Origin of the sequence: Xanthomonas sontii (assembly GCF_040529055.1) — a bacterium.
GTDB classification, from domain to species: Bacteria; Pseudomonadota; Gammaproteobacteria; order Xanthomonadales; family Xanthomonadaceae; genus Xanthomonas_A; species Xanthomonas_A sontii.
Genome location: NZ_CP132342.1, coordinates 4,006,540 through 4,029,111, shown reverse-complemented (window position 1 = coordinate 4,029,111; position 22,572 = coordinate 4,006,540). Strand labels below are relative to the sequence as shown.

General features: G+C 71.0%; 18 protein-coding genes. 13 read left to right on the top strand and 5 right to left on the bottom strand.

Annotation, left to right across the window (positions count from 1 at the left end; translation table 11 throughout):
• Positions 1 to 35: 35 nt before the first annotated feature.
• Positions 36 to 1,121, bottom strand: coding sequence for a ribonuclease D (rnd, locus tag RAB70_RS16905; protein WP_148828934.1), 1,086 nt, complete (start codon positions 1,119 to 1,121; stop codon positions 36 to 38).
• A gap of 151 nt (positions 1,122 to 1,272) precedes the next feature.
• Between rnd and RAB70_RS16900 the strand changes: the two genes are divergently transcribed.
• The 3 genes from RAB70_RS16900 to RAB70_RS16890 all read left to right on the top strand — a co-directional run bounded on the left by RAB70_RS16900 (position 1,273) and on the right by RAB70_RS16890 (position 4,675).
• On the top strand, positions 1,273 to 3,132 hold the full coding sequence (locus RAB70_RS16900; RefSeq protein ID WP_148828945.1) for a formylglycine-generating enzyme family protein: 1,860 nt from the start codon (positions 1,273 to 1,275) through the stop codon (positions 3,130 to 3,132).
• A gap of 57 nt (positions 3,133 to 3,189) precedes the next feature.
• Positions 3,190 to 4,101, top strand: a complete 912-nt coding sequence (locus tag RAB70_RS16895; protein WP_017909672.1) for a M48 family metallopeptidase — start codon at positions 3,190 to 3,192, stop codon at positions 4,099 to 4,101.
• A 115-nt stretch (positions 4,102 to 4,216) separates the two neighbouring features.
• Positions 4,217 to 4,675, top strand: coding sequence for a DUF6491 family protein (locus RAB70_RS16890; protein WP_017909671.1), 459 nt, complete (start codon positions 4,217 to 4,219; stop codon positions 4,673 to 4,675).
• A gap of 288 nt (positions 4,676 to 4,963) precedes the next feature.
• Here the strand turns inward: RAB70_RS16890 and RAB70_RS16885 are convergent, their stop codons facing one another.
• From RAB70_RS16885 to RAB70_RS16870, 4 genes are all read right to left on the bottom strand, one after another.
• Positions 4,964 to 5,242, bottom strand: coding sequence for an oxidative damage protection protein (locus RAB70_RS16885; RefSeq protein WP_017912227.1), 279 nt, complete (start codon positions 5,240 to 5,242; stop codon positions 4,964 to 4,966).
• A gap of 44 nt (positions 5,243 to 5,286) precedes the next feature.
• A complete protein-coding gene (gene mutY / locus RAB70_RS16880) occupies positions 5,287 to 6,348 on the bottom strand; it encodes an A/G-specific adenine glycosylase (protein ID WP_148828935.1) in 1,062 nt (353 codons plus the stop codon).
• Positions 6,349 to 6,510: 162 nt separating this feature from the next.
• The gene (gene ftsY, locus RAB70_RS16875; RefSeq protein ID WP_148828936.1) at positions 6,511 to 7,890 is read right to left on the bottom strand and encodes a signal recognition particle-docking protein FtsY; all 1,380 of its coding nucleotides are present in this window, start codon (positions 7,888 to 7,890) and stop codon (positions 6,511 to 6,513) included.
• 410 nt (positions 7,891 to 8,300) lie between these two features.
• Positions 8,301 to 9,008, bottom strand: a complete 708-nt coding sequence (locus RAB70_RS16870) for an AraC family transcriptional regulator (protein WP_148828937.1) — start codon at positions 9,006 to 9,008, stop codon at positions 8,301 to 8,303.
• Between the two features lie 172 nt (positions 9,009 to 9,180).
• Here RAB70_RS16870 and RAB70_RS16865 point away from each other — a divergent pair, with 172 nt between their 5' ends.
• From RAB70_RS16865 to RAB70_RS16820, 10 genes are all read left to right on the top strand, one after another.
• Entirely contained in the window at positions 9,181 to 10,122 is a 942-nt protein-coding gene (locus RAB70_RS16865; protein WP_148828938.1) for a 4-hydroxyproline epimerase, read from the top strand.
• On the top strand, positions 10,119 to 11,219 hold the full coding sequence (locus RAB70_RS16860; RefSeq protein ID WP_148828939.1) for an FAD-binding oxidoreductase: 1,101 nt from the start codon (positions 10,119 to 10,121) through the stop codon (positions 11,217 to 11,219). Before RAB70_RS16865 ends, RAB70_RS16860 begins: the two co-directional genes overlap by 4 nt.
• Complete coding sequence (locus RAB70_RS16855) at positions 11,216 to 11,464, top strand: (2Fe-2S)-binding protein (RefSeq protein WP_170268107.1); 249 nt, start codon at positions 11,216 to 11,218, stop codon at positions 11,462 to 11,464. The genes RAB70_RS16860 and RAB70_RS16855 overlap by 4 nt, the downstream gene beginning before the upstream one ends.
• Positions 11,457 to 12,827: an FAD/NAD(P)-binding oxidoreductase gene (locus tag RAB70_RS16850; RefSeq protein WP_148828940.1), complete on the top strand. Its 1,371-nt coding sequence runs from the start codon at positions 11,457 to 11,459 to the stop codon at positions 12,825 to 12,827. The genes RAB70_RS16855 and RAB70_RS16850 overlap by 8 nt, the downstream gene beginning before the upstream one ends.
• Positions 12,824 to 13,729: a dihydrodipicolinate synthase family protein gene (locus RAB70_RS16845; protein WP_017909351.1), complete on the top strand. Its 906-nt coding sequence runs from the start codon at positions 12,824 to 12,826 to the stop codon at positions 13,727 to 13,729. Before RAB70_RS16850 ends, RAB70_RS16845 begins: the two co-directional genes overlap by 4 nt.
• Before the next feature lies 1 nt (position 13,730).
• The gene (locus RAB70_RS16840; protein ID WP_148828941.1) at positions 13,731 to 15,323 is read left to right on the top strand and encodes an aldehyde dehydrogenase family protein; all 1,593 of its coding nucleotides are present in this window, start codon (positions 13,731 to 13,733) and stop codon (positions 15,321 to 15,323) included.
• Positions 15,320 to 16,528, top strand: a complete 1,209-nt coding sequence (locus RAB70_RS16835; protein WP_148828942.1) for a Xaa-Pro peptidase family protein — start codon at positions 15,320 to 15,322, stop codon at positions 16,526 to 16,528. The genes RAB70_RS16840 and RAB70_RS16835 overlap by 4 nt, the downstream gene beginning before the upstream one ends.
• An 82-nt stretch (positions 16,529 to 16,610) precedes the next feature.
• Complete coding sequence (locus tag RAB70_RS16830; protein WP_148828943.1) at positions 16,611 to 18,443, top strand: DUF885 family protein; 1,833 nt, start codon at positions 16,611 to 16,613, stop codon at positions 18,441 to 18,443.
• On the top strand, positions 18,440 to 20,272 hold the full coding sequence (locus RAB70_RS16825) for a DUF885 family protein (protein ID WP_148828944.1): 1,833 nt from the start codon (positions 18,440 to 18,442) through the stop codon (positions 20,270 to 20,272). The genes RAB70_RS16830 and RAB70_RS16825 overlap by 4 nt, the downstream gene beginning before the upstream one ends.
• 645 nt (positions 20,273 to 20,917) lie before the next feature.
• A complete protein-coding gene (locus RAB70_RS16820; RefSeq protein WP_017916460.1) occupies positions 20,918 to 22,489 on the top strand; it encodes an APC family permease in 1,572 nt (523 codons plus the stop codon).
• Positions 22,490 to 22,572 lie beyond the last annotated feature (83 nt).

The window sequence follows — 22,572 nt, the reverse complement described above, 5'->3', positions numbered from 1 at the left end:
GGACGGGGCGGCGCGATCGGCCCGGCCGCGCCCGCTCAGCGTGTGGCCGCCAGCAGCGGCTGCAGCCGCGGTTCCAGTTCGCGCCGGCGCCAGCCCGCCAGCGGTGCTGGCCATTGCGCGCTTTCCAGCAGGGCTTCCAGGTGCTTGCGCGAGGCGAGCAGGCCGTCGGGCAGGCCGAGTTCGGCGCTGCGCGCGGCCACCGCGTCCTGCAGCCGCTTCAGCGCGGCCTTGTTGTCGTCGCTGGCGGCCAGCGCCTGCGGGGCGTCGGCTTCGTCGGCCAGCGGCGTGGTCAGCGCCTGCCACACCGCATCGCTGAGCTTGCGCGGCGCCTTGGGGTGTTTGTCGAACAGCGCCAGCATGGCCGGTTGGTCCTGCGGCGGGAAGCGCGCCAGGGTGGCGGCCAGTTCGTTGTCCAGGATCCAGCTGCGCGGTTTGTCGTTGTGCCGCGCCTGCGCGTCGCGCCAGCGCAACAGGCGCAGCAGGCGCAGTTGCGCGGGGCGGTCCATGAACTGCGCCGAGCGCATGCCCAGGTGCGGCCAGCGTTCGCCGTCGTCGTGCTCGACGGTGCCGAGCAGGCGTTCGCCGTCCTCGTGCAGCCAGTCGCCGCGCTCCAGGGTCTGCAACCGCGCCTGCAGGTTGTCGTGCAGCGCGAACAGATAGCGCACGTCGTCGGCGGCGTACTCCAGCTGCGCCGGCGACAGCGGGCGGCGCAGCCAGTCCGAGCGGGTCTCGCCCTTGGCCAGGTGCACGCCGGTGATCTCCAGCACCAGCTTCTGGTAGCCCATGCCGGCGCCGAGCCCGGCCAGGCCGGCGGCGATCTGGGTGTCGAACAGCGGCCGCGGCAGGGTGCCGCAGGCGCACTTGAAGGCGACCAGGTCTTCGCTGGCGCTGTGCATGATCTTGAGGATGTCCGGGTCGCTCAGCCACGGCGCCAGCGCCTGCGGCATGCCCGGGATCAGCGGGTCGATCAGCAGGATTTCATCGCCTACGGCCATCTGCACTAGCGCCAGTTGCGGCCAATAGGTGCGTTCGCGGACGAATTCGGTATCCAGGCCGATGCGGGCCGGTCGCTGCGCCAGCCGTTCGCTCAGCTCGGCAGGTTGCTTGATCCAGTAAGGCACGTGATTTCCGTTGACTGCAGGGTTTGCTCAGGCAGGCGAGAATAGCCTAACGTCGCTCCGCCGGCCGCACGGCGCGCCGGACGGGATGGCGTCGCAAGGTCCATGGTTCGGAGGAAAAGTGCGCAGCAGCGGCGTTGTGATGGTCTGGAGCATGCTTGCGGCAGCGCTGGTCGGCTGTGCGCGGCAGCCGTCGGCGCCGGCCGCCGAGACCGCGCCTGCGACCGCCGCTGCCGCTGCCACCGCTACGGCGCAGTCGGCGCCGGCCAAGCCGGTGCAGGCGCCCAGCGTGACCATCGGCGGCGAGGATGCGGCCGAGACCGTGGCGCGCTGGCAGCCGCCGTTGCCGACCCTGACGCGCAGCGGCCTGCCGCAGGCGCGGCGCCAGGCGGCGCGCGCGCTGGCCGAAGATCGCCTGTTCGAGGATGCGCAGTCGGCGATTCCGCTGTACCTGGCGATCCGCAGCCTGGCGCCGAACGATCGCGTTGCCCAGGACGGCCTGCGCAAGGCGCGGCGGCGCCTGTTGCAACTCGGCGCGCAGGCGCTGGGCGATCCGGATCTTTCCGAACGCACGCTCGAGCAGGCCGCGCGCATCGCGATGGTGGCGCTGTGGCTGGATGCCGATGACCCGGCGGTGCGGCGCCTGCAGCAGCGGGTGGAGACCGCCTCGCGGGTGCTGGCCTACAACCGCGCCGGCGAGGACGACCTGCGCGGCGGCCGCCTGGGCGAGGACGGCAACGGCGCCCTGGCCAATTTCCGCGAGGCGTTGCTGCTGGATGCGGACGATGCGCGCGCGCGGCAGGGCGTGGCGGCGGTGGAAAGCGCGCTGATCCGTCGCGCCGAGACGGCCGCGGCGGCCTCGGATTTCGCCGCCGCCGGCAGTTGGCTGGCGCGCGCGGCGCGGGTGCGCGAGGACGCGCCCACGGTGCACGACGCGCGCGAGCGCGTGGAGCAGGTGCGGGTGGCGCGCATCGCCGCCTTGCGCGATGCCGGCCTGCGCGATCTGGCCACCCCGGCCGGATTGAAGTCGGCGCGCGAGCGCCTTGGCGACGTGCTGCGCATCGCCGATCCCGGCGACCCGGTGGCGGCGATGCTGCGCGAACGCATCGACCTGGCCACCCACTACGGCAGCTTCCGCCCCGGCCAGGTGTTCACCGACGGCATGCACGACGGCGGGCGCGGCCCGCAGATGATCGTGGTGCCGCACGGCGGCTTCCGCATGGGCGCGGCCGAGACCGAACCCGGCGCCTCGCCGGCGGAGATGCCGCAGCACTACGTGCGCTTCGACCGCGGTTTCGCCATGTCGATCACCGAGGTCACCGTGGCCGAGTTCCGCCGTTTCGTGGAGGCGACCAATGCGCGTCCGCGCGCCACCCGCCGCGGCCACTCCACCGTCTACGACGAGCGCAGCGGCAACTTCGTGCGCCGCAACGGCGTTGACTGGCAGTCCGATTACCAGGGCGCGCGGGCGGCGCCGAACAGCCCGGTGATGCACGTCAGCGTGCGCGACGCCGAGGCCTATGCGGCCTGGCTGTCGCAGCAGACCGGGCGGCATTACCGGCTGCCCAGCGAGGCCGAGTTCGAATACGCCCTGCGCGCCGGCGGCCGCGGCCGCTATCCCTGGGGCAACGCCGGCACGCCGCCGCGCGGCAGCGGCAACTTCACCGGCGGCGGCGACGTCTCGCCCAGCGGGCGGCACTGGCGCAATGCCTTCGTCGGCTACACCGACGGCTTCTGGGGCCCGGCCCCGGTGGCCAATTTTTCCGCCAACGCCTGGGGTCTGCACGACATGGCCGGCAACCTCAGCGAGTGGGTCGCCGACTGCTGGCACGCCAGCTATCGCCGCGCGCCGGCCGACGGCGCGGCCTGGTACAACCCGGGCTGCCGCTCGCGGGTGGTGCGCGGCGGCAACTGGGCCAATGCGCCGGAGCAGACCCGCGCGGCGTGGCGGCTGATGCAGGATTCGGACAGCACCAGCGCACGCGTCGGCTTCCGCCTTGTGCGCGGCATTTGACGCCGCCGCGCCGGTGCCGGCGCTAGATTGCCTCACCAGTCAGCGAGGGGGAGTGCGATGAACCAAGTCTTCGGCCGCCAGGGCGGCGAACCGGGCGGCGGCCGCCGTGGACCGCTGGGCGGGGTGCGCTGGCTGGTACTGCTGGGCTTTGCCGTGTATGCCGGGTTTTACTGGTTCTCCAACCGCAGCGAGGATCCGTACACCGGCGAACAGGTGCTGATCGACCGCTCGTTGAATGTGGAGGACGAGAAGGCGCTGGGTCTGCAGGCGTACCAGGAGATCCTGGCGCAGGAACATCCGGTCGATCCGCAGTCGCAGGTGGCGCAGCAGGTGCGTGCGATCGCGCAGCGGCTGATCGCCAAGGTCGACGTGGTCGAGGACGCGCTGGCCGCCGAGCACGGCATGCAGGCCAAGCATTACGCGCGCGGCTTCGACTGGGACGTCAACGTGATCGAGTCCGACCAGGCCAATGCGTTCTGCCTGCCCGGCGGCAAGATGGCGGTCTACACCGGGCTGCTGCCGGTGGCCAAGAACGCCGACGCGATGGCGGTGGTGATGGGTCACGAGATCGCGCATGCGCTGCTGCGGCATGGCGCGCAGCGCATGGCCCAGCAGAAGCTGACCCAGATCGGGCAGATGGCCGGCGCCGCCGGCGGCCTGGATCCGCAACAGCAGCAGATGGCGATGGCGGCGATGGGCTATGGCTACCTGCTGCCGTACGCGCGCAGCCACGAGACCCAGGCCGACGAAGTGGGCCTGATGCTGGCCGCGGCGGCCTGTTTCGACCCGCGCGAGGCGGTGCCGCTGTGGGAGCGGATGAGCGCCAGCAGTGGCGGCCAGGCGCCGCCGGAGTTCGCCTCCACCCATCCCAATCCGGGCACCCGCATCCAGAACCTCCAGGCGCTGATGCCCAAGGCGCTGGAGTACCGGCAGCGCTTCTGCGAGTCCGCGCGTGGTGCTTCGCAGTAAGCGCTGCCGCCGTTGCACGCGTTGGCTGCCTTGTCGCTGAACGCCGCGCGCTTATCCACGCTCGCGTGCACGGCGGCGGGCGCATGATGCGCTCCACACCATCGGGAGCACTGCCATGAAACGCCTGCTGCTGTCCTCCCTCGTCGCCACGGCCGTGCTGGCCGGCTGCGCCACCAACCGGCTCAGCGACGACGAGCGTCTGACCCTGTACCGCGCCCACGCCGGTGCGCCGGTGCGCGACTTCCAGTACTTCAACCGGCTCAGCGGCTGGACCGCACTCGGCGACAGCGCGCTGGCGGTGTGGACGCGCCCGAACCAGGCCTATCTGCTGGAATTCGCCGGCACCTGCCAGGACCTGGATTTCGCCCCCAGCATCGCCATCACCCATTTCGGCAGCCAGGTCTCGGCGAAGTTCGACGATGTGCTGGTGCTCGGCGGCGGCCCCGCCGCGATTCGCCTGCCGTGCCGCATCGACAGCATCCGCCCGCTCGACGTCAAGGCGCTGCGCACCTCGGAGAAGGAACTGCGCGAGGCCAAGGTGCAGGAACGGGCGCAGCAGGCGCCTGGGAGCTGACGCAGTGCCGGGATTCGGGATTCGCGAGGCGGCGCGCGCGGTGGTGCGGCTAGTGTGATGTCGCGCTGTCGCTTGCTGGTGCAGCCTGTTGCGTTAGGTGCACTGCAAGGTGCTGTGCGGCACGCCCTTATGGCCCCGGGGCGCACGCTTCAGCCGCGACGGGTATTACCGGTAAGGCCGTGTCGCGGCTGAAGCCGCTCCTGGAGGTCGGGTGAGGTGCGACGAACGCAGGCGCTTGGCAGTGTCTGAGCGTCGGTGCGTGGGAGTGACGCGACGACGCGGTGGTGCTCAGGAGGCCTGGTCGGGCGCCACGTAGCCGTCGGGCTTGTCGGCGCCGCCCTGGAACAGGAACTTCTCCAGTTCCGCTTCCAGGAACGCGCGGTGCTTGGGATCGCGCGGCGACAGCCGGTTCTCATTGATCAGCATGGTCTGGTGCGCCAGCCAGGCCTGCCAGCCGGCCTTGCCGATGTGCGCGAACACGCGCTTGCCGAGCTCGCCAGGATAGGGCACGTAATCGAGCCCTTCGGCGTCGCGTTGCTGGTACTGGCAGAAGACGGTGCGGGACATGGCAACAATTCCTGGCGGTGCGTGCGGCCGCGCGCGCTGGCGCGCTAGAGGCCGTCGAGCAGTTTGCGGATCGGTGCGGGCAGGCCCAGCGTCGACAGGTCGGCGCGCGCCACCCAGCGCAGGTCGTCATTGTCGCCCAGCGCATCGCCCATGGCGACCTTGCGCAGGCGCAGTGGCTGCAGGTGCAGGCGGTAATGGCTGAAGGTGTGCACGATCGGCGGCAGCGCTTCGGCGTCGTCGTAGGCGCGCCCGCGCATCCAGCGCGCGTACCAGGCGCGCAGCTCGCTGTCGGTCTCGGCCTGCGGCAGGGTCCACAGCGAGGCCCAGATGCCGGTCGGCGGTCGCCGCTGCAGCAGCAATTCGCCGGCGGCGTTCTCCAGCAACAGCGCCAGCGCCTCGCGCTCGGGCAGGGTCTTGCCCGGCTTGGGCGTGGGCAGCGCTTCGACCAGGCCGTCGCGGCGCGCCACGCAGTCGTCCTGCAGCGGGCACAGCACGCAGGCCGGGTTGGCGCGGGTGCACAGGGTGGCGCCGAAATCCATCTGCGCCTGCGTGTAGTCGGCCATGCGCCCGTCCGGCACGGCGGCCACGTGGTCGTGCGCGAGCGCCCACAGCGGCTTTTCCACCGCCGGCAGGCCGGGATAGCCGGCGATGCCGTGGTAGCGGGTCAGCACGCGCTTGACGTTGCCGTCGAGGATCGGGAAGCGGTCGTTCCAGGCCTGGCTGAGGATCGCGCCGGCGGTGCTGCGGCCGATGCCGGGCAGCGCATGCAGGGCCTCGAAATCGCGCGGCAGCTCGCCGCCGTGCAGTTCCACGCAGCGCTTGGCGGCGGCGTGCAGGTTGCGCGCGCGAGCGTAGTAGCCGAGCCCGGCCCATTGCGCCATCACCGCGTCGTTGTCGGCGGCGGCCAGTGCCGGCAGGGTCGGGAAGTGCTGCAGGAAGCGCAGGAAATAGGGGATGACCACCGCCACCTGGGTCTGCTGCAGCATGATCTCCGACAGCCACACCCGGTACGGACTGCGCGGATGCTGCCAGGGCAGGTCATGCCGCCCGTTGCGGTCGAACCAGGCGAGCAGGCGGGTAGGGAAGGTGTCGGGTGGCTGGCGCATGCTGGCGTCGAAGTTCCTTCTCCCCTCGGGAGAAGGTGGCCCAAAGGGCCGGATGAGGGTACGGGCGAAGCCTAGTGCGGTTTGAGTAGCGCCAGCGCCTGCATGGTTGGCTCCGCCGCACCCTCACCCCAACCCCTCTCCCGGAGGGAGAGGGGCTCAATCTCACGCACCCAAGGCGTCGGGCAGCAACGCGTCGACGAAGGCTTCGGCGTCGAACACGCGCAGGTCTTCGGGGCGCTCGCCGATGCCGGCGAAGCGGATCGGGATGCCGAATTCGCGGGCCAGGGCGAACACCACGCCGCCCTTGGCGGTGCCGTCGAGCTTGGTCACCACCAGACCGGTGACGCCGACCGCGGCGTGGAACTGGCGCAGCTGCGACAGCGCGTTCTGGCCGGTGGTGCCGTCGATGACCATCAGCACCTCGTGCGGCGCGCTGGGGTCGAGCTTGCCGAGCACGCGGCGGATCTTGCCCAGTTCGTTCATCAGCCCGGTCTGGGTGTGCAGGCGGCCGGCGGTGTCGGCGATCAGCACCTCGGTGCCGCGCGCCTTGCCGGCCTGCAGCGCGTCGAAGGCCACCGAGGCGGCGTCGGCGTTCTGGCCCTGCGCGATCACGGTCACGCCGTTGCGCTCGCCCCAGGCCTGCAGCTGCGCCACCGCGGCGGCGCGGAAGGTGTCGCCGGCGGCCAGCATCAGGCTGTGGCCCTCGTCCTTGAAACGCTTGGCCAGCTTGCCGATGGTGGTGGTCTTGCCGACGCCGTTGACGCCGACGGTCAGCACCACGAAGGGCTTGGCGTTGCGGTCGATCTGCAGCGGCCTGGCCACCGGCTGCAGGATCGCCAGCAGGTCGGCGCGCAGCGCCTGCTGCAGCGCCCTGGCGTCGGCGAACTCGCGCGCCTTCATGCGCTTGCGCAGGCTCTCGATCAGCGCGGTGGTGGCGGGGATGCCGACGTCGGCGGTGATCAGCGCGGTCTCGATCTCGTCAAGCAGGTCGTCGTCGAGCTTGGGATTGCGCGAGAACAGGCTGCCGACGCTGCGCGCGAAGCTGCTGTTGCGCAGCCGCTCGCGCCAACCTGGCTTGCCGGCCGGGGCGGCAGGCAGCGCGTCGCTGCGCACCAGGTCGGCGTCGGTGGACGCAGTAACCGGCGAGGTCACGGACACCGCGACGGGCGGCTGTGCAGGGGCGGGCGTCGGCTGCGGCACGCTCGGCGCCGGCGCAGCGGCCGGCGTCGGCACATAGGACTGCGGCGGGGGCGCGGGCGCTGTGGGCGGCAGCGGCGCGGGTTGCGGCTGCAGGACCGCGACCGGGGCGGGCGCCTGCACGTTGCGTTCGGCGACCGGCGCGGGCGTCGGTTCCGGGGTGGTGGCGGGTACGGGAGCGGCAGGCGCTGTCTCAGCGATGGGCGGCGCCGACGGCGCAGGCGCAGCGGGTTCGGCGCTTGCCGGCTTGGGGAAGGCGGCGGCCAGTTCCTCGATGCTGTAGCGCTGCGTGCGGCTCTCGCCGGCGTTGTCCTGGGGCTTGTTGCGGCGGAATAGGCTGACCATGGATGACGCGTGGACCGGAAACGAAGAATGCTACCACTTGCGACCTGAGCGGCCGGTGCAGTGGGGGCGGGCTGGGATGGTTGGCAAATTGGGCTTCGGGCGTCGCGACTGCGTGTGTCGCGCCAGGCGCGGGTCCTGGCCCTTTGCGGGATCAGCCGCGACAGGCGGGTGCCCACTGAAGCACAGTCGCAGGGTGCAGTTGCGGAATTGCCATGGTTTTTCGACGTAATGGCTCCGCCGCACCCTCACCCCAACCCCTCTCCCGCAGGGAGAGGGGCTTGTCACTGTGGGCGCGGGTGTTCCTGGGGAGTCGAAACTGCTCCTGCGACAGCCTCAACAGGGTCGCGATCCCAACGCCCGCATTCAGCCAAAAAACCAATCCCGATTCCCCATTCCCCATTCCCAGCTCTTCACAGCTTGCCCTTCATCGACCGGTAATCGCGCGGGGTCATGCCCACGGTGGCCTTGAACTGGCGGGCGAAGGCGCTCTGGTCGGCGAAGCCGCAAAACTGGCCGATGCTGGCGATGCTGTCGTCGCCGTGCAGCAGGCGCATCGCCGCTTCGATGCGCATCTTGGTCAGCAGTTGCTGCGGAGTCAGCTGGAACACGCGGCGGAAGTGCCGCTCCAGTTGCGCCACCGACAGCTCGGCCAGATCGGCCAGGGTCTGCACGCGCAGGTTGTCGCCGTAGTGCGCCTGCATGTGTTCCATGGCGCGGCTGATGCGCTCGTAGGCGGAATGGCGGCTGTCCGGCTGGCCCAGGTCGCGGGAGATGCCGACCACGCCGATCACCTCCTCGCCCTCGCACAGCGGGCGCTTGAAGGTCAGGCACCAGCCGGGGGTGCGGTTCGGGAACAAGTGGACTTCGAGCTGGTTCTCGATCACCTCGCCGCACAGCACGCGCCGGTCCTGCATCAGGTAGCTGCCGCCCAGCGGCAGCGGGAACACGTCCGCGGCCGACTTGCCGATCAGGTCGGCGCGGTACTTCTTGCCCAGCCGCCGCACCAGGGTCAGGTTGACGTGGGTGTAGCGGCCGTCGCGGTCCTTCACGAAGAACACCACGTCCGGCAGGGCGTCGAACAGCGTCTGCAGTTCCAGTGCCGAAATCAGAGTGTCCATGGCGTTCACCTGCGGAAGTGGGCGGCGGTGCGGGCGCGCCGCCGCGCGTCCCCCGAATGCCGATGCTAGCCTAAGTCGGCGCCCTGGGGCGTGGCCGGGTTGTGCGAACTTCCGCATTGGCGACAGGCAAACGCTGCTAGCCGGCGACGGTGCCGAATGTGAGCATGGCCCCATGCATACACTCGATGTCATCGACTCGCACAGCGCCGGCGAACCGACCCGTGTCGTCGTCTCCGGCTTCCCCGATCTGGGAACCGGTTCCCTGGCCGAGCGCCGGGAGCTGTTCCGCACGCGCTTCGACCGCTGGCGCAGCGCCATCGCCTGCGAACCGCGCGGCTCGGACACCATGGTCGGCGCGCTGCTGCTGCCGCCGGTGGCCGCCGAAGCCTGCGCGGCGGTGATCTTCTTCAACAACGTCGGCTACCTGGGCATGTGCGGCCACGGCACTATCGGCCTGGTGCGCACGCTCGCCGAACTGGGCCGGCTGAGCGCGGGCACGCACCGCATCGAGACGCCGGTGGGCACGGTCGGCGTGGAACTGCACGCCGACGGCCGCGTCTCGGTCGACAACGTCGAGAGCTACCGCCACGCCACCGGCGTCGAAGTGCAGGTGCCCGAGTACGGGCGCGTGCGCGGCGACGTCGCCTGGGGCGGCAACTGGTTCTTCATCACCGAACAGACCCCGTGCGCGCTGGACCTGCGCCACCAGCGCGCGCTGACCGCCTACACCGAGGCGGTGCGGCTGGCACTGGAGGCGGCCGGCATCCGCGGCGCCGACGGCGGCGAGATCGACCACATCGAGATCAACGGGCCGGCGCCGGACGCCAGCGCCGATGCGCGCAACTTCGTGCTGTGCCCGGGCCTGGCCTACGACCGGTCGCCCTGCGGCACCGGCACCAGCGCCAAGCTGGCGTGCCTGGCCGCCGACGGCAAGCTGGCGCCGGGCCAGGTGTGGCGGCAGCAGGGCATCCTCGGCAGCGTGTTCGAGGGTAGCTACACGGCCGGTGCGCGCGGGGTACTGCCGCGCATCACCGGGCAGGCCTACATCACTGCGCGCGCGCAGTTGCTGATCGATCCGCAGGATCCGTTCGCCTGGGGCATCGGCGCCGCATGAGCGGTTTCGACCTGATCGTCGTCGGCGCCGGCATCGTCGGCGCGGCCTGCGCCGATGCGGCGGCGGCCGCCGGCCTGCGCGTGGCGATCGTCGAGTCGGGCAGCATCGGCGGCGGTTCCACCGCCGCGGCGATGGGGCATTTGGTGGCGATGGACGACGATCCGGCGGAACTGGCGCTGTCGGCGTACTCGCTGCGTTTGTGGGAAGAATTCGCGCCGCTGCCCGAGGCCGAGTTCAGCCGCTGCGGCACGCTGTGGGTGGCGCGCGAGGCACGCGAACTGGAGGCGATTCCGGCCAAGATCCAGCGGCTGGCCGCGGCCGGCGTGCACGCCGAAGCGCTCGATGCGCAGCGCTTGTACCAACTGGAGCCGGCGCTGGTGCCGGGCCTGGCCGGCGGCATGCGCGTGGCCGCCGAGGCGGTGGTGTATCCGCCGCGGATGGCGCGCTACCTGGTCGAGCGTGCCTGCGCCGCCGGCGCGCAGCTGTACGCCGGGCGTCGCGCCACTGCGCTGGCCGATGCCGGCGTGCGTCTGGACGACGGCAGCGCGCTGCATGGCCCGGTATTGGTCGCCACCGGCTGCGCCGTGCCGGAGCTGTTGCCGGAACTGCCGATGCGTGCCCGCAAGGGGCAACTGGTGATCACCGACCGCTATCCGGGCTTCGTCGCCCATCAATTGCTGGAACTGGGCTATGCCGACAGCGCGCACGGCAGCGACGGCAGCAGCGTGGCGTTCAACGTGCAGCCGCGGCCGACCGGGCAACTCCTGATCGGCTCCTCGCGCGAATTCGATGCGACCGACCGCACGGTGTCGATGCCGATGCTGCAGCGGATGCTGGAGCGCGCCTTCGCGTTCCTGCCGGGCCTGCGGCAACTGCAGGCGATCCGGGTGTGGACCGGCTTGCGTCCGGCCACGCCGGACGGGCGCCCGTACCTGGGCGCGGTGCCGGAGCGGCGCGACGTGTGGGTCGCGGCCGGCCACGAGGGCCTGGGCGTGACGACGGCGCTGGGCAGTGCGCGCCTGCTGCTGGACCAGTTGCTGCAGCGGCCCACGGCCATCGACGCGGCGCCGTACGCGCCGGCGCGGGCGCTGGCATGAGCGCGCGCATGTTGCGCCTGCAGGTCGACGGCCGCGATGTCGAAGTGCCTGATGGCAGCAGCGTGGCCGCAGCGGTGGCGCAGGTCGCCACGCATTTCCGCCGCTCGCGCAGCGGCCAGCCGCGTGCGCCGCTGTGCGGCATGGGCGTGTGCGCCGAGTGCCGGGTGCGCATCGACCGCGTCGGCCAGTTGCGCGCCTGCATCACCCCGGCGCGCGACGGCATGCAGGTGTGGACCGATGGCTGAGCCGCGCGTCCACTACGACGTGCTGGTGATCGGCGCCGGCCCGGCCGGGCTGGCGGCGGCGCTGGCCGCGGCCGGGCATGGCCGCCGCGTCGGCCTGGTCGATCTGCAGGCGCGTGCCGGCGGGCAGATCTGGCGCCACGACGTGGCCCAGGCGCCGCCACGCCTGGCCGCGCGCACGCTGGCGCAACTGGCGGCCAGCGCCGTGACCTTCCTGCCGCAGACCCAGGTGCTGCTGGCGCAGGACCGGCAACTGCTCACCGATGGACCCGATGGCCCGCGCTGGCTGGGCTACGACGCGCTGGTGCTGGCCACCGGCGCGCGCGAATTGCTGTTGCCGTTCCCGGGCTGGACCCTGCCCGGGGTGACCGGCGCCGGCGGCGCCCAGGCGCTGGCCAAGCAGGGTTGGCCGCTGACCGGGCGGCGCGTGCTGGTTGCCGGTAGCGGGCCGCTGCTGCTGGCCTCGGCGGCGACACTGCGCAAGCACGGCGCGCAGGTGCTGGGCATCGTCGAACAGGCGCCGTGGCGCGCGCTGGCCGCGTTCGCCGCGCAGCTGCCGCTGCGCTGGCCGGACAAGGCGCTGCAGGCGCTGGCGTTGCGCACGCAACTGGCCGGGGTCGGCTACCACGCCGGCAGCGTGGTGCTGGCCGCGTACGGCGAGGGCCGCGTGCAGGAGGTGGAACTCGACGGCCCGCGCGGTCGCCGCCGTCTCGCCTGCGATCATCTGGCGGTGGGCTACGGCCTGGTGCCGAACGTGGAACTGGCGCAACTGCTCGGCTGCCGGCTGGGCCGCAGCGGCGCGCATCCGTGCGTGGCGGTGGATGCGCAACTGCGCACCAGCGTCGACAGCGTCTATGCCGCCGGCGAGGCGCTGGGCATCGGCGGGCGCGATTGCGCGCGCGTCGAAGGCGCGATCGCCGGCCACTTGGCCGCCGGCCAGGACGCCGCTGCGCAGGCGCTGCAGCCGCAGCGGCGACGTGTGCGCGCCTTCGCTGAACTGCTGCAGCGCCAGTTCGCGCTGGACCCGCGCATCCATGCGCTGGCCGCGCCGGATACGCTGGTGTGCCGCTGCGAAGACGTGCCGCTGTCCGCGCTGCAGGGCCATGCCGACCTGCGCGACGCCAAGCTGGCCTCGCGCTGCGGCATGGGCGCCTGCCAGGGCCGCATCTGCGGCAGTGCGCTGACCGAACTTGGCCTGGCCGCGCGCGCCGCCGATTTCTCCGACGACGGCCGCCGGCCGCCGCTGTTCCCGGCGCGGCTGGACGCGCTGGCCCATCCCTGTCCGGATCCCGGTCCGGACACCGCTTGCGCCGCGCCGTCGCGCGCGGCCTCCCTTCGCAACTCTCCACAAGGTGTACTTCCATGAGCAAGGCTTCCTTCTGGTACGGCGTGCTGCCGGCCATCACCACCCCGTTCAACGCCGACGGCAGCATCGACCACGCGTTCCTGGCCAAGCATGCGCAGCTCATGATCGACGCCGGCTGCACCGCGATCGTGCCGCTGGGCTCGCTGGGCGAGGCGGCCACGCTGAGCTTCGACGACAAGCTGGCGATCCTGAAGACCCTGGTGCAGGCGGTCGACGGCCGCATCCCGGTGGTGCCGGGCATCGCCGCGCTGTCCACCGACGAGGCCGTGCGCCTGGCGCAGGCGGCCAAGCAGGTCGGCTGCGGTGGCCTCATGGTGCTGCCGCCGTACGTGTATTCCACCGACTGGCGCGAAATGGGCGCGCACATGCGCGCGGTGATCGCCGCCACCGACCTGCCGGCGATCCTGTACAACAACCCGATCGCCTACAAGACCGATTTCAGCCCGGCGCAGATCGCCGAGCTGGCTGCCGAATTCCCGAACCTGCAGGCGGTCAAGGAATCCTCCGGCGACGTGCGCCGCTTCGCCGCGCTGGGCGAGCTGCTCGGCGACCGCCTGGTGCTGCTGGTGGGCATGGACGATGCGATCGTCGAAGGCCTGAGCATGGGCGCCAAGGGCTGGATCGCCGGCCTGGTCAACGCCTACCCGAAGGAGTCGGTGAAGCTGTTCGAGCTGGCCCGCGACGGCGGCTACCCGGCGGCCAAGGCGCTATACGACTGGTTCCTGCCGCTGCTGCGCCTGGACACCGTGCCCAAGTTCGTGCAGCTGATCAAGCTGGTGCAGGAGAAGGTCGGCCTGGGCAGCGAGCGCGTGCGCGCGCCGCGGCTGGTGCTGGAAGGCGCCGAGCGCGAGGCCGCGCTGAAGGTCATCGACCACGCCATCGCCACCCACCCTGGGCACTGAGATGAGCACGCAACCGCTGTTGCTGGCCGGCCATTGGCAGGCCTCGCTGGAAGAGCGCGGTAGCTTCCGCGCCGAGGACCCGCGCGACGGGAGCGAGTTCGGTCCGTCGTTCCCGATCAGCGGCGCCGCCGACCTGGAAGCGGCGCTGAGCGCGGCGGCGCTGAGTGCCGATGCGCTGGCCGCGGCCGCGCCGGAACGCATCGCCGCGTTCCTGGACGCCTACGCGGACGCGATCGACGCCGACGTCGAGCGTCTGGTGGCGCTGGCCCATGCCGAAACCGGCCTGCCGGTGGAGCCGCGCCTGGCCAAGGTGGAACTGCCGCGCGCCAGCGGGCAGTTGCGCCAGGCCGCACAGGCAGTGCGCAGCCACAGCTGGGCGCAGCCGGTGATCGACACCGCGGCCGGCCTGCGCGCGCAGCTGGGGCCGCTGCACAAGCCGGTGCTGGTGTTCGGCCCGAACAATTTCCCGTTCGCGTTCAACGCGGTGGCCGGCAGCGATTTCGCCTCGGCCATCGCCGCACGCAACCCGGTCATCGCCAAGGCGCATCCCTCGCATCCGGCCACCAGCCAGCGCCTGGCCCAGCTCGCGCACCAGGCGCTGTTGGCGCATGACCTGCCGGCGGCGACGGTGCAGTTGCTCTACCACTTCGACAGCACGCTGGGCCTGGAGCTGGCCGGCGATCCGCGGCTGGGCGCGATCGGCTTCACCGGCAGCCGCGCCGGCGGGCTGGCGCTGAAGGCCGCCGCCGACCGCGCCGGCGTGCCGGCCTATGTCGAACTGTCCAGCGTCAATCCGGTGTTCCTGCTGCCGGGCGCGCTGGCCGAACGCGGTGCGGCGCTGGCGCAGGAGTTCTTCGCCTCCTGCACCATGGGCAGCGGCCAGTTCTGCACCAACCCGGGCATCGTGGTGGTGCCCGAGGGCGAGGCCGGCGATGCCTTCGTCGCCGCGGCCACCGCGCATTTCGCCGCGGCTGCGCCGGCGCTGCTGTTCTCGCGCGGCGTGCTGGAGCATCTGCAGCGTAGCGTGGACACGCTGCGCGATGCCGGCGCCACGGTGCTGGCCGGTGGCGAGGCCGATGCAGGTCCCGGCTATCGGCATGCGCCGACCCTGCTGCAAGTGTCGGCCGAGGCCTTCCTGCAGCAGCCCGAGGCGCTGCAGACCGAGGCGTTCGGCCCGGTCAGCCTGATCGTGCGCGGCGGCGGGTTGGGGCAGTTGACCGCCCTGGCGCGCAGCTTCGAGGGCAATCTCACCGGCACGCTCTATCGCGCCGCCGATGGCAGCGACGACATGGCCTTCGCCGCGCTGGCCGCGGCGCTGCGTCCGCGGGTCGGTCGCCTGATCTGCAACAAGATGCCGACCGGCGTGGCGGTGAGCCCGGCGATGAACCATGGCGGCCCGTATCCGAGCACCGGTCATCCGGGCTTCACTGCGGTCGGCATGCCCGCGGCGATCCGCCGCTTCGCCGCGCTGCACAGCTACGACGGCGTGCCCGACGCGTTGCTGCCGCCGTTGCTGCGCGACCGCAATCCCGGCGGCGTGCAGCGCTTGATCGACGGCAGTTGGAGCACCGCCGACGTGGAGCCGCGCGCATGAACGAGCAGGCCCAGATCGGCGGGTTGACCCTGGAGCAGGCGCACGCGCAACTGGCGCCGTGGCCGCATCGCGCGCCGGCAATCCAGCAGCAGGAGTACCGGCAACGCCTGGCCACTGCGCGTGCGCTGATGCGTGCGCACGGTGCCGACGCGCTGCTGATCGGCGCCGGCGCCTCGCTGCGCTATTTCACCGGCGTGCCGTGGGGCGCCAGCGAGCGCCTGGTGGCGATGTTGCTCACCGCCGAAGGCGATCCGCTGCTGATCTGCCCGGCGTTCGAGGAAGGCTCGCTGGACGCGGTGCTGTCGGTGCCGGTACGCAAGCGCCTGTGGCAGGAGCACGAGGACCCGCACGCGCTGGTCGCCGAGGCCTTGCTGGAACTGGACGCGCAGAGCCTGGCGCTGGACCCGGGCGTAGCCTTTGCGGTGCACACCGGGCTGACGGCGGTGCTGGGGCGGATCGCGATCCGCGATGCGGCGGCGATCGTCGACGGCTGCCGCATGCGCAAGTCGCCGGCGGAACTGGCGCTGATGCAGCAGGCCTGCGACATGACCCTGCACGTGCAGCGGCTGGCCGCCGGGCTGGTCCGCGAGGGCATCACCACCGCGGAACTGACCCGCTTCATCGACCAGGCGCACCGCGCGCTCGGCGCCGACAGCGGCTCGACCTTCTGCATCGTGCAGTTCGGCCACGCCACCGCGTATCCGCACGGCATTCCCGGCGTGCAGGCGCTGCGCCCGGGCGAACTGGTGCTGATCGACACCGGCTGCACGGTGCAGGGCTACCACTCCGACATCACCCGCACCTACATCTTCGGCGAGCCCAGCGAGAAGCAGCGGCGCATCTGGCAACTGGAGCACGACGCGCAGGCGGCGGCCTTCGCCGCGGTGCGGCCGGGCGTGGCTTGCGCGGTGGTGGACGAGGCCGCGCGCAAGGTGCTGCAGCGTGCCGGGCTCGGCCCGGACTATCAGCTGCCGGGGCTGCCGCATCGCACCGGCCACGGTTGCGGCATGAGCATCCACGAGGCACCGTACCTGGTGCGCGGCAATGCGCTGGCGCTGGCCCCGGGCATGTGCTGCAGCAACGAGCCGATGATCGTGGTGCCGGGCGAGTTCGGCGTGCGCCTGGAGGATCATTTCTACGTCACCGAGGACGGCGCGCAGTGGTTCACCCCGCCGTCGCCGGCGATCGACCGGCCGTTCGCCTGATGCGCAGGGCGGCCGCCTGCCACGTTTGCGCGGCGGCCGCCGCTGTGTGTCACGGGCGCGTGCTGCCCTGCGGAGTTCCTCGATGAAGCACATACGTCTGCCCGTCGTCGGCATGCTGGCACTGGCCCTGCTGAGTGCCTGTCAGCCGCCGGCACCGTCGGCGCCTTCCACGCCGGCCGCAACGGCGCCGGCCAAGGCAAGCACCTCGCCGTCGCAGGCCTTCGCCGCGCTGCTCGACGCGCAGTGGCAGTATCAGCTCGAACACCATCCGGAGTTCGCCAGCATCATCGGCGACAGCCGCTACAACGATCGCTGGAGCGACTATTCGCCGGCCGCATTGGAAGCCGAACGCCAGGCCACTGTTGGGTTCCTGGCGCGCTTCGATGCGGTCGATGCCAAGGCGCTGTCGGCGCAGGAGCAGTTGAGCCTGCAGATGATGCAGCGGCAGTTGCGCGACCGGCTGGAGGCGATCGCGTTGAAGAACGACGAGATGCCGCTGGAGCCGGTCGGCGGCATCCAGGTGGCGTTGCCGGGCTACGCGCAGGCGTTCCCATTCGCCAGCGTCAAGGACTACGAGGACTACATCAAGCGCCTGCAGGCGATCCCGGCGCTGCTCGACCAGGTGGTGGCGCTGTCGCGCGCCGGCGCCAGGGACGGGCTGGTACAGCCGAAGTACCTGCTCGAGCGCATTCCCGCGCAGGTGCGCGAGATCGCCGCGCCGGCCGGGGCCGACAGTCCGTTCGCCGCGCCGCTGCAGCAGTTCCCCGCGGCAGTGCCGGAGGCCGAGCGGCCGCGCCTGCGCGCGGCGATGATCGCGGCGATCGACCAGCAGGTGCGCCCGGCCTATCGCAAGCTCGCCGACTTCGTCGCCGACGAATACGCGCCGCAGGGCCGTGCCCACGAAGGCCTGTGGTCGCTGCCCGATGGTGCGCGCCGCTACCGCTTCGCGATCCACACCCAGACCACCACCGATCAGTCGCCCGAGCAGATCCACCAGACCGGCCTGGCCGAGGTCGCGCGCATCGAGGGCGAGATGGGCGTCATCGCCAAGCAGCTCGGCTATGCCGATCTGGCTGCGCTACGCAAGGCGGTGGCCCATGATCGCAAGTTCTTCGCCACCTCGCCCGAGCAGATCCTGCAGCGCTACCGCGACGACATCGCGCAGATGCAGCCGAAGCTGCCGACGTTGTTCGGTACGCTGCCGAAGACGCCGCTGGAGGTCCGCGCGATGCCCGCGTTCCGCGCCACCGCGCCCGGTGCCGAGTACTGGCAGAGCGATGCGCAGGGCAGCAAGCCGGGGCTGGTGATGGTCAACACCAGCGATTACGCGCACCGCACCCTGGTCAACATCGAGGCCACCGCGTATCACGAGGGCGTGCCCGGTCATCACCTGCAGATCTCGCTGGCGCAGACCCTGCCGTTGCCGCCGTTTCGCCAGCAATCCAGCTACAACGCCTACGTGGAAGGCTGGGCGCTGTACGCCGAGAAGCTGGGCAAGGAGGTGGGCTTCTATCGCGATCCGTACAGCGACTACGGCCGCCTGGCCGGCGAGCTGCTGCGCGCGAATCGGCTGGTGCTGGATACGGGCGTGCACTACAAGCGCTGGACGCGGCAGCAGATGATCGACTTCTTCCACGCGCATCCGTCCGACGACGAGCCCAGCATCCAGTCCGAGACCGACCGCTACATCGTCTGGCCGGGCCAGGCGCTGGGCTACAAGCTCGGCGAACTGGACATCCTGGCGCTGCGCGAGAAGGCCAGGCGCGCGCTGGGCGAGCGCTTCGACATCCGCGCCTTCCACGATGCCATCCTCGGCGGCGGCGCGATGCCGCTGGACCTGCTGGACGCGCGCATCGACGCCTGGATCGCCCAGGTCCAGGCCGGCACCCCCGCCACTCAGGAGACTTCGCGATGACCTCCCGTTCCCGACTGCGCACGGCGCTGGCCCTGGCCATCGCGTGCACCCTGGCCTGGCAGGGCGCTGCCGCCGCCGCGCCGGCAAAGACCGCCGCGCCGGCGGCCGCTGCCCCCGCCGGCGATGCCGGCGCGCGCTTCAAGGCGCTGTACCAGCGCGAGTGGAAATGGCGCCAGGAGCAGTTCGCCGGCGCCGACGACGAGGATGCGCAGGGACAGGCCGCCGATCACCTGCCCAAGGTCGATCCGGCCACCCAGGCGCAGCGCACCGCCTACTGGCAGCAGACGCTGCATGATCTGGATGCTATCGACCCGGCGCAGTTGTCGGCGCAGGACCAGGTGAACTACCAGGTCTATCGCCAGCAACTGCAGGTGCTGCTCGACCAGCAGCGGTTCCGCGCCTGGGAAATGCCGTTCAACAGCGACACCGCGTTCTGGAGCGACCTGGGCTTCACCGCGCGCGCCACCCTGCGCAACCGCGAGGACTACCAGCGCTACCTCGGGCAGCTTGCCGACATCCCGCGCTACTTCGACGAGCAGATCGCCAACATGCGCGCCGGCCTGGCGCGCGGTTTCGCCCAGCCCAAAGTGACCCTGCAGGGCCGCGACCAGTCGATCGCCGAGGTCGCGCAGGCGCCTGGCGAGACCAATCTGTTCTATACCCCGTTCAAGCAGATGCCGGCGACGATCCCGGCGCCGCTGCAGGCGCAGTTGCGCGCGCAGGCGCGCACGGCGATCGCCCAGCAGGTGGTGCCGGCCTACGCCAAGCTGCTGCGTTTCATGCGCGAGGAATACCTGCCCAAGGCACGCCCGGCGCTGGCCGCCGAATCGCTGCCCGACGGCGCGGCGTACTACCGCGCGCAGATCCGCGAATACACCACGCTCGACCTCAGCCCCGAGCAGATTCATGCGGTGGGCCTGAAGGAGGTGGCGCGGCTGCGCAAGGAGATGGACCAGGCGATCGCCGACAGCGGCTTCAAGACCCCGCCGGGGCAGCAGACCTTCCCGGCGTTTCTGCACTATTTGCGCACCGATCCCAAGTTCTACGCCAAGACCCCGGAAGAACTGCTCAAGGACGCGGCGTGGATCGCCAAGCGCGTGGACGGCAAGATCGGCGACTACATCGGCCGGCTGCCGCGGCAACGCTTCGCCATCGAGCCGGTGCCGGCGGACCTGGCGCCGTTCTACACCGGCGGCCGCGGTGGCCCCGGCATCTACCTGGTCAACACCTACGACCTGCCGTCACGGCCGTTGTACAACCTCGCTGCGCTGACCTTGCACGAGTCCTCACCGGGCCATGCGCTGCAGATGCCACTGGCGGCCGAGCAGGACAACCTGCCGGATTTCCGCCGCTACACCTTCATTTCCGCCTATGGCGAGGGTTGGGCGGTGTACTCGGAATACCTGGGGCAGGAGATGGGGATGTACGACACCCCGTACGACCGCTTCGGCTACCTGACCTACCAGATGTGGCGCGCGTGCCGGCTGGTGATCGACACCGGCATCCACCACGACGGCTGGACGCGGGAGCAGGCGCAGGCGTTCCTGCGCGACAACACCGCGCTCAGCGAGCACGAGGTGACCACCGAGGTCGACCGCTACATCGCCTGGCCCGGCCAGGCGCTGTCGTACTACCTGGGTGAGTTGAAGATCCTGGAGCTGCGGCGCAAGGCGGAGCAGGCGCTGGGCGAGAAGTTCGACATCCGCGCGTTCCACGACGCGGTGCTGGAGACGGGCTCGGTGCCGCTGCCGGTGCTGGAGCAGCGCATCGACCGGTTCATTGCCGAGGGTGGGAAGTCGCCTTGGTCGAAGGAGGCGGCGAAGCAATAAGCCCCTCTCCCCCCGGGAGAGGGGTTGGGGTGAGGGTCGGGCGCGAAGCGCATGCGGTGTTTCAGCTGCATGAGGCTTCGCTCGTACCCTCATCCGCCCCTTCGGGGCACCTTCTCCCGGGGGGAGAAGGGAGCAATAAGTCCCTCTCCCTCCGGGAGAGGGGGGTGAAGGTCGGGCGCGAAGCGCATGCGGTGTTTCAGCTGCACGAGGCTTCGCCCGTACCCTCATCCGCCCCTTCGGGGCACCTTCTCCCGGAGGGAGAAGGGAGCAATAAGCCCCTCTCCCCCCGGGAGAGGGGTTGGGGTGAGGGTCGGACGCGAAGCGCGTGCGGTGTTTCAGCTGCACGAGGCTTCGCCCGTACCCTCATCCGCCCCTTCGGGGCACCTTCTCCCGGAGGGAGAAGGGAGCAACAAGCCCCTCTCCCTCCGGGAGAGGGGTTGGGGTGAGGGTTCGGACGCGAAGCGCATGCGGTGTTTCAACTGCACGAGGCTTCGCCCGGACCCTCATCCGCCCCTTCGGGGCACCTTCTCCCGGAGGGAGAAGGGAGCAATAAGCCCCTCTCCCTCCGGGAGAGGGGGTGGGGTGAGGGTAGGGAACGCCGCAGATCATCGAATCGCCAGTGACACCAATCCAGCGGGAGACGCCATGGCCGCACAAGGCAAGTTCCACAAGCGCTTGAGCCTCACCGATCTGACCTTCATCGGCTTGGGCTCGATCTTCGGGTCCGGTTGGCTGTTCTCGGCCAGCCACGTCTCGGCGATCGCCGGGCCGGCCGGCATCGTCTCGTGGATCGCCGGCGGCGTGGCGGTGCTGCTGCTGGGCCTGGTGTACTGCGAACTCGGCGCGGCGTTGCCGCGCGCCGGCGGCGTGGTGCGCTACCCGGAGTACTCGCACGGTGTGCTGCTGGGCTGGCTGATGGGTTTCATCACCCTGATCGCCTTCTCCAGCCTGATCGCGATCGAAGTGGAAGCGGCACGCCAATACGCCGCGGCGTGGTTCCCCTGGCTCAACCAGGCAGGCAGTACCCATCCCAGCGTCGCCGGCTGGCTGCTGCAACTGGCGCTGCTGGTCGCGTTCTTCCTGCTCAACTACTACAGCGTCAAGACCTTCGCCACCGCCAACAACATCGTCAGCGTGTTCAAGTTCCTGGTGCCGGTGCTGGTGATCGTGCTGCTGATGGCGCACTTCGATGTGCGCAACCTGCACGTGCAGGGCTTCGCGCCGTTCGGTGCGGCCGGGGTGGAGGCGGCGATCTCCGCCGGCGGCATCATCTTCGCCTACCTCGGGCTGACCCCGATCGTGTCGGTGGCCAGCGAGGTGCGCGATCCGCAGCGCAACATCCCGATCGCGCTGATCCTGTCGGTGGCGTTGTCCACGGTGATCTACGTGCTGCTGCAGCTCGCCTTCCTCGGCGGGGTGCCGGCGCAACATCTGGCCAACGGCTGGGGCGGCATCGACAAGGCGTTCTCGCTGCCGTACCACGACATCGCCCTGGCGCTGGGCATGGGCTGGCTGGCGGCATTGGTGATCTGCGACGCGATGATCTCGCCCAGCGGCACCGGCAACATCTACATGAACGCCACGCCGCGGGTGGTCTACGGCTGGGCGCGCAGCGGCGGCTTTATGCCGGTGCTGACCAAGGTGGACGCCGCCTCCGGCATCCCGCGTCCGGCGCTGTGGCTGAGTCTGGGCCTGTCGGTGTTCTGGACCCTGCCGTTCCCCTCGTGGGAGGCGCTGATCAACGTGGTGTCGGCGGCGCTGGTGCTGAGCTATGCGGTGGCGCCGGTGACCGTGGCCGCGTTGCGGCGCAGCGCGCCGGAGCTGCCGCGGCCGTTCCGGCTGCGCGGCATGGCGCTGCTCGGGCCGCTGTCGTTCATCGTCGCAGGCCTGATCGTGTATTGGTCGACCTGGAACACGCTGTCGTGGCTGCTCGGCCTGCAGATCGCCATGTTCGCGCTGTACGTGCTGTACCGCCTGCCCAACGCCGCCGGCCGTGCGCGGCTGTGGCGGCAGGTGCGCGGCGTGCTGTGGCTGATCGTGTTCTTCGCGCTGGTGCTGGTGGTGTCGCGCCTGGGCACCTTCGGCGGCAGCGGCTGGATCGCGCATCCCTGGGACACGCTGTGCGTGGCCGCGATCGCCTTGGGTTGCTACCACTGGGGGGCGCGCAGCGGCCTGCGTCCGGAGGAACTCGCGTTGGAAGAGGATGACGGGGAGTAGCCGTTGCGTGTGTGGAGAGGCGTAGGACGTTTCTTGTCCCTTTTTGTGGGATTGGCTGCGGCAGACGTCAACGGGAAAGCCCG

Bases quoted from the DNA above. Each gene is read 5' to 3' on its own strand.
- RAB70_RS16895 (WP_017909672.1), top strand. From the start codon at position 3,190: ATGAACCAAGTCTTCGGCCGCCAGGGCGGCGAACCGGGCGGCGGCCGC.
- RAB70_RS16835 (WP_148828942.1), top strand. From the start codon at position 15,320: ATGAACGAGCAGGCCCAGATCGGCGGGTTGACCCTGGAGCAGGCGCAC.
- RAB70_RS16820 (WP_017916460.1), top strand. From the start codon at position 20,918: ATGGCCGCACAAGGCAAGTTCCACAAGCGCTTGAGCCTCACCGATCTG.
- RAB70_RS16850 (WP_148828940.1), top strand. From the start codon at position 11,457: ATGGCTGAGCCGCGCGTCCACTACGACGTGCTGGTGATCGGCGCCGGC.
- RAB70_RS16845 (WP_017909351.1), top strand. From the start codon at position 12,824: ATGAGCAAGGCTTCCTTCTGGTACGGCGTGCTGCCGGCCATCACCACC.
- RAB70_RS16840 (WP_148828941.1), top strand. From the start codon at position 13,731: ATGAGCACGCAACCGCTGTTGCTGGCCGGCCATTGGCAGGCCTCGCTG.
- RAB70_RS16855 (WP_170268107.1), top strand. From the start codon at position 11,216: ATGAGCGCGCGCATGTTGCGCCTGCAGGTCGACGGCCGCGATGTCGAA.
- RAB70_RS16825 (WP_148828944.1), top strand. From the start codon at position 18,440: ATGACCTCCCGTTCCCGACTGCGCACGGCGCTGGCCCTGGCCATCGCG.
- RAB70_RS16890 (WP_017909671.1), top strand. From the start codon at position 4,217: ATGAAACGCCTGCTGCTGTCCTCCCTCGTCGCCACGGCCGTGCTGGCC.
- RAB70_RS16900 (WP_148828945.1), top strand. From the start codon at position 1,273: ATGCTTGCGGCAGCGCTGGTCGGCTGTGCGCGGCAGCCGTCGGCGCCG.
- ftsY (WP_148828936.1), bottom strand. From the start codon at position 7,890: ATGGTCAGCCTATTCCGCCGCAACAAGCCCCAGGACAACGCCGGCGAG.
- mutY (WP_148828935.1), bottom strand. From the start codon at position 6,348: ATGCGCCAGCCACCCGACACCTTCCCTACCCGCCTGCTCGCCTGGTTC.
- RAB70_RS16830 (WP_148828943.1), top strand. From the start codon at position 16,611: ATGAAGCACATACGTCTGCCCGTCGTCGGCATGCTGGCACTGGCCCTG.
- RAB70_RS16865 (WP_148828938.1), top strand. From the start codon at position 9,181: ATGCATACACTCGATGTCATCGACTCGCACAGCGCCGGCGAACCGACC.
- RAB70_RS16860 (WP_148828939.1), top strand. From the start codon at position 10,119: ATGAGCGGTTTCGACCTGATCGTCGTCGGCGCCGGCATCGTCGGCGCG.
- RAB70_RS16885 (WP_017912227.1), bottom strand. From the start codon at position 5,242: ATGTCCCGCACCGTCTTCTGCCAGTACCAGCAACGCGACGCCGAAGGG.
- RAB70_RS16870 (WP_148828937.1), bottom strand. From the start codon at position 9,008: ATGGACACTCTGATTTCGGCACTGGAACTGCAGACGCTGTTCGACGCC.